The sequence below is a fragment of the Sphingomonas sp. Leaf25 genome (genome assembly GCF_001421635.1).
In the GTDB taxonomy this organism is placed as follows: Bacteria; Pseudomonadota; Alphaproteobacteria; order Sphingomonadales; family Sphingomonadaceae; genus Sphingomonas.
Genome location: NZ_LMKU01000023.1, coordinates 199,126 through 204,399, shown reverse-complemented (window position 1 = coordinate 204,399; position 5,274 = coordinate 199,126). Strand labels below are relative to the sequence as shown.

At 66.4% G+C, this 5,274-nt stretch carries 3 protein-coding genes and 1 pseudogene; 1 reads left to right on the top strand and 3 read right to left on the bottom strand.

Annotation, left to right across the window (positions count from 1 at the left end):
* Positions 1-362 (bottom strand): VOC family protein (locus ASE78_RS18270; RefSeq protein WP_082467121.1); only part of this gene is annotated, 362 nt, incomplete at its 3' end.
* 141 nt (positions 363-503) lie between these two features.
* Between ASE78_RS18270 and ASE78_RS08720 the strand changes: the two genes are divergently transcribed.
* A complete protein-coding gene (locus ASE78_RS08720) occupies positions 504-1,499 on the top strand; it encodes a N(4)-(beta-N-acetylglucosaminyl)-L-asparaginase (RefSeq protein ID WP_056495797.1) in 996 nt (331 codons plus the stop codon).
* A 57-nt stretch (positions 1,500-1,556) separates the two neighbouring features.
* On the opposite strand, the gene ASE78_RS08715 is transcribed toward ASE78_RS08720, so the two are convergent.
* Positions 1,557-4,583 carry a TonB-dependent receptor domain-containing protein gene (locus tag ASE78_RS08715; protein ID WP_200911018.1) on the bottom strand — a complete coding sequence of 1,009 codons (3,027 nt, stop codon included), beginning with the start codon at positions 4,581-4,583 and terminating at the stop codon, positions 1,557-1,559.
* 273 nt (positions 4,584-4,856) lie between these two features.
* A pseudogene (locus ASE78_RS19555) lies at positions 4,857-5,274 on the bottom strand (PTS N-acetyl-D-glucosamine transporter); the annotation flags it as partial.

Sequence of the window (5,274 nt, the reverse complement as noted above, 5' to 3'; positions counted from 1 at the left end):
CCATGGCCGTCGAGGTCTTCGAACGCGCGGCTGTACATAGTGCCCTCGTCCTCCGCCCCATGCCCCTCGTGCCCGCCCGCCGCGAGCGCGGCTTGCGTGATCGCATCGACCGCGTCGCGGCTGTCGAGGCCGAGCGCGATCAGCACGCCGCTGGCGGCATGGGCGTCGGCGACCGGCTTGTGTGCCAGCGTCGCGTAGAAATCGCGGTCGAGCAGCATGATCCGCACGGTATCGGTCCAGATCATCGCCGCGGCATGCGGCCCCGACAGCCGGTCGTCCCTCACCATGCCGATCGCCTGATAAAAGGTGCTCGACCGGGCGACGTCGGCGACGGGCAGGCTGATGAAGAGCGACCTCGGCATATGCTTCCTCCCACGGCAGCGGACCGCAGGATCGTCGCGCAACCATCGCCCACGGACAAGCCACGAATCCCGCCTTGTCGCTTGCGCCCGCCGCACCTGCCCAGCACAGTCGCGCACCGACCGTATCAAGCAGGAACCGCCATGCCACCGATCACCCGCCGCACCGCGATCGCCGGCCTCGCCGCCGGCGGCACCGCCGCCGCCCTTCCCGCCCGGCCGCGCACGCCCGCGCCGTTTCGTATCGCCTCGACCTGGGACTTCGGGGTGGCGGCCAATGATGCGGCGGTTGCGCGCTTCCGCGCCGGCGGCACCCTGATCGACGCACTGGAGGCCGGCGCGAAAGTGCCCGAGGCGGATCTGGCCAATCATTCGGTCGGCAAGGGCGGCTATCCCGACCGCGACGGCATCGTCACGCTCGACGCGGTCATCATGGACGATCGCGGCCATGTCGGCGCGGTCGCCGCGCTGGAGGACATCGCCCATCCCATCTCGGTCGCGCGCGCGGTGATGGAGCGCACGCCGCATACTTTTCTGGTCGGCGACGGCGCGCGCCAGTTCGCGCTGGAAAACGGCTTCCGGCCCGAAAAGCTGCTGACGCCGGAGGCCGAGGCCGAATGGCGCAAATGGCTGCAAACGTCGAAATACGCGCCCCAGGCGAACAGCGAGAACCGCCGTACCCCGCTCGGCGGGCCGCTCGACCATGACACGATCGGCATGATCGCCCGCGCCCCCGACGGCGCGCTCGCCGGGGCCTGCACCACCTCGGGCATGGCGTTCAAGCTGCACGGCCGGGTCGGCGACAGCCCACAGGTCGGCAGCGGACTGTTCGTCGAGGGTGGCGTGGGCGCGGCGACCGCGACCGGGCTGGGCGAGGAAGTCACCCGCATCGCCGGCACCGCGCGCGTCGTGTCGTCGATGCGCGCCGGCCTGTCCCCCGCCGCCGCCTGCCGCGAGGCGGTCGAACATATCGCCCGGCTGCGTGGGACCGCGCTCGACGGGGTGCAGGTCGGCTTCCTCGCGATGGACCGCGCCGGGCAGGTCGGCGCGTTCGCGCTGCTGCCGGGCTTCACCTATGCGGTGGCGGGCGACGACGGGCGCAGCACCGTACGCAAGTCACCCAGCCTGCGGTCCGCGTGAACCGGAACGGCCCGCTTGCGTCAGGCAAGCGGGCCGCGGGTCGCGTCGATCGAACGATCAGAAGTTGACCGTTGCCCCGATCGCGATCTGCCGTCCCAGCGAGTCGTAGCGTGCCGGGATGGTGTTGTTACGTGCCAGCGACACGTCATACGAGTTGGGCAGGATCGGCGGCACCTTGTCGAGCAGGTTGTTCGCCGAGAAGCGTAGCGTGAACTGCCGCCCGACCGCAAACGTCGCCGCCAGATCGAAATAGCTGACTGGATCGAAACGATAAAAGGTCTTGCGCGCGTCGGCGGCAGTACCGCCGACGGCGGGATCGCCCGAATTCTTCGCATGGGTCAGCGCACCGACATAGCGCCAGTTGAACGAAAGCGATGCCGCCTTGTCCGGCGTTACATAGGTGGTGCGCAGCCCGTGCGTCCATTCGGGGAGCAACTGGCCGCAACCGTTGCCGAACAGCCCGGCACAGTTCCGCTCCAGCCGGATCGGCGATTCCTGATTACCCGCCAGCGTGGTGAGCGACCCGTTGAAGATCCAGTCGAGCGTACCGAAACGGTCGATCGGCAAGACATACTGGCCCTGGAAATCCCAGCCATGCGCCTTGGTCTTGTAGGTGTTGGTCGTCCCCTGCTGGATATAGCCCGAGGTTGGGTTGGTCGCAGGCGCGCTGTACAGGATGCCCGTGGTCGGGGCACGGACGATCTTGTCGCAGAAATACGAATCGCCGCCCGATGTCAGACAGCCTTCCTGCCAGTAGCTATAGTCCCCGAACCCGATCGAGTCGTCGATGTCGATCAGGAAACGGTCGACCGAAACGGTCAGCCCCGGCAGGAAGCGCGGCTTGAGCACCACGCCGAACGTTTTGGTCCATGCGGTTTCGGGATCGACGGTGAAGCCGCCGGTGAACACCGTGCACTGGTTGTTCGGGCAGTTCAGCGTCGTGCTGCCGTACAGCGAATCGGCAAGACCGGTGGCGCGGCAAACGTCGATCGACGCGCGCGGCGCGACGGTGCGCGTGATGACCCGCGTCGGATCGGCGGGATCGGGCACCTGGATGGTGGTCGTGGCGCAGAAGTCGTTCTGCGATCCGCCCTGCGTGCCGTACTGACGCTGCGTTGCCTGCCGGATCTCGAACACCGTCGGCGCGCGCTGCGCCTTGTTGAACGCACCGCGGAAGGTGATGTCCTCGACCGGCGCCCACAGGCCTTCGATCTTGTAGGTGCTGAAGGTGTCGGGATTGGTGTCGTACTTCGACAGGCGATAGCCGCCGTTGATCTGCAAGAGATGCGTCCAGCGCTGCTTTTCGACCAGCGGCACCTGCACTTCGACGTTGGCCTCCTTCACGCTCTGGCGAAGTTGGAAATCGGTGCCGCCGTTTTCCTCGCGGAACACCGAATCGGCGGTGCCGATGTAGCGGTCCTTGCGATATTCGGCGCCGATCGCGATTGCGATACCCTGTTCCGCCAGCGGGCTGGTAACGCCGTACTTGCCAAGGTCGCCGCTGATGCTGGCGACGACGTCGTACAGCAGGCCGATGCCGATTTCCGATCCGTTACGACCGGCGTAGAGATAATTGTACAGCGCCTGGTTGTTGTTGTTCGCGCTGAACGCATCGAACGGTACGCAACCGTCGGCGGTCCCCGATGCGCAGGTCGGCGTACCGCCCACGTTGATGACGTTCAGCGACCGGTTGATCCGATCGATCGGCGCGAACGGCGCATATTGGGTGTCCTGCTGGTTACGCGAATAGACGCCCGCGATATCATAGCTCCACGCATCGGCGAACGTGCCGCGCACGCCGCCCACACCGCGGAAGCCCTGGTTCACATAGGTCTGGTCGTTGTACGGCAGCGCGTTGAAGCGATAGCGCACCTCGATCGGCAACAGCGTCGACGTTCCCGCCGCGGTGCCGCAGATCGCGGTCTGTTGCGCCGCCGACATCAGCGGATTGTTGCAGTTCACATTGAACGGCGTGTTGCCATAGGCGGTGAAGCTGAGCACGCGCGCCGGGAAGCGGTTCACCGATTCGTCGCGGAACCACAGGCCGTTGCCATAGAGTTCGACCGCATCGGACAGCTTGAGCGTCACGAAACCGCCGGCATTCACCCGTTCGCTTTCCCGCTGGTACGAATAGCCGTCGAACGGATTGGCCTGAATGCCAACGCCGAATGGCACGAAGGTGCGCGTGCCATTGGGGTTGTTGGCATAGACCCGGCCCGACTGCGTGCCGCCGCGCGGGGACAGATAGCCATATTGCGTATAGGTCGAAACCGAGCAGCTCAGCGGACCGTCGATCCCCGCCTCAACCAACTGGCACGCCGAGCTGGCGCGCGAGTCATAAGGGACGAGGTCCGACTGGCGATAGTTGACAAAGCCCATCACGCTCAGCGCGCCGTCGAACAACTTGGTGCCCGCCGACAGCGTCAGGTCCTTGCGCGCGCCGTCGTTGGTCAAGCCGCGCGGCACAGGGAAGCCGGCCGCCCGCGCATAGGGGCTGACCAGCGTGTCCTTGTTATCATGGTTGTAGAAATTATAGTTCGCGTTCAGGCTGATGCCTTCGAGGTCTTTCTTCAGGATGAAGTTGACGACGCCCGCGACCGCATCCGAACCGTAAACCGACGATGCACCACCCGACAGGACGTCGATCCGCTCGACCAGCGCGGTCGGGATCATGCCCGCATCGACGCCGTTCATCGTGCCCAGCCGCAGGCCGTCGACCAGCGTCAGCGTGCGTTCGAAACCTAGGCTGCGCAGCTTGATCCGCTGGCGACCATCCGAATCCTGGTAGTTCTGCTGCGCATCCGGCGCGATCTGCGGCAGGCGGTTGAGCACGTCCTCGATGTTGACGGCGGCTTGCAGGCGGATTTCCTCCGACGTCACCGACTGGATCGGCGCCGCCGAGGTCGCGTTGGGGCGGCGGATGCGCGTCCCCGTCACGACGATCGCATCATCCTCGACGGTGGACGCGACCGGCTCGCCACCCGGTGTCGGCGCGTCGGCAGGAATACCCGTCTGCGCCTGAGCGGTGCCCGCCAGCAGCGTCACGAGGCAGGACGTTGTCAGCAATGTAGTGATCGGTCGCATGTTTCCCCCTTTTTGTCGGTGCCGCCTGTCTGCCTGGACGCCCTCCCCGAAAGTTACGGGTCGACAACCTCGAAACCGCGTCAAAACGGGTTCAAGAGCCGATCCTCAAAACGGGCAGGACAGTACCAAAGCCAGAAAGGTACGTTTCACCTGTACGATACTTTTCTACCAGCGACAGGATAGGTCAACGTTGTTCCGTCTACCGGCAGATAAAAACGATCCATATTGCAAGAGGGTGCGCTGTTTAGGCAACACACCTCTGCGTCACATTGGTTACGGGAGCAGGTGGACGATGCCGGGCGCCACCTGCACCGCCGCGCGAACCCCCGGCACGCTCGCCAGCGCGCCCGCGTCGACCGGCTGGCGAAGCTCGACCCGGATGCGGCCGGCCAGCGTCGTCGCCTTCGCCACCGTCGCCGCGCCGCCCAGCGCCGCCAGCACGTCGGGGGCCAGCGTGACCGTCGATTCGGCGGCGGGGGCGACCGGCGCAACCGCCACCGGCGCGGTGCCGGCGGCGTTGCCCGCCTCGCGGATTTCCTCGGCGACCTGATCGGCGACAGGGCCGACGATCACCTGCACCGCGCGCGCCGACGGCCGCAGCACGCCCATCGCGCCCAGCGCCTTCAATGCCGCCTCGTCGACCAACGCCTGATCGACGACCAGCAGCCGCAGCCGGGTGGTGCAGGCACCG

Excerpts from the sequence above, each read along its gene's own strand:
- ASE78_RS08720 (WP_056495797.1), top strand. The coding sequence starts at position 504 with ATGCCACCGATCACCCGCCGCACCGCGATCGCCGGCCTCGCCGCCGGC.
- ASE78_RS08715 (WP_200911018.1), bottom strand. The coding sequence starts at position 4,583 with ATGCGACCGATCACTACATTGCTGACAACGTCCTGCCTCGTGACGCTG.